The sequence below is a fragment of the Paraburkholderia sp. UYCP14C genome (assembly GCF_004197395.1).
Taxonomy (GTDB): Bacteria; Pseudomonadota; Gammaproteobacteria; order Burkholderiales; family Burkholderiaceae; genus Paraburkholderia.
In genome coordinates this window covers 1-613 of the sequence record NZ_SELS01000323.1, presented here as the reverse complement: position 1 = coordinate 613, position 613 = coordinate 1, and the positions used below count along the sequence as shown (strand labels likewise).

Below are 613 nucleotides of genomic sequence, written 5' to 3'. Positions count from 1 at the left end.
CTTAGGCGCATGTATCCGACCGACCCGACCCAGCACGTATCGCATGAAACCATCTACACGGCTATCTACGCTCAGCCGCGTGGCGAATTGCGCCGCCAGTTGATTGCCTGCCTGCGCCACGGCCACAACACCCGCATGTCCCGCACGCGCGGCACAGACCGACGCGGGCAGATTCCCGAGATGGTGAGTATTCACGTGCGCCCACCCGAAATCGAGGACCGCCTGCTGCCTGGCCACTGGGAGGGCGATTTCATAAAAGGCGCTGGGAACCAATCCTCCGTTGGCGTGCTGGTTGAGCGCACCAGCCGGTTGGTGCTGCTTGCCAAGATGGAGGACGCTACCGCCGCCTCAGCTCTGGCAGGCTTCTCGGCCAAACTCAACTCGATTCCTGAACCCCTGCGCCAGAGCTTCACCTATGACCAGGGCAAGGAACTCGCGCGCCATCAGGAACTCGCTGCGGCCACCGGCGTGCGCGTGTACTTCTGCGACCCCCATAGCCCCTGGCAACGCGGCACATGTGAAAACACCAACGGGTTGCTGCGGCAGTACCTTCCCAAGGGAACCGACCTCTCGGTCTACACACAAGACGAACTCGATGCTATCGCCGACAGCT

General features: G+C 62.3%; 1 protein-coding gene. It reads left to right on the top strand.

Annotated features, from left to right (window positions below):
- Positions 1–613: IS30 family transposase (locus EVC45_RS45060; protein WP_129964413.1), on the top strand; the 613-nt coding region annotated here is incomplete at both ends.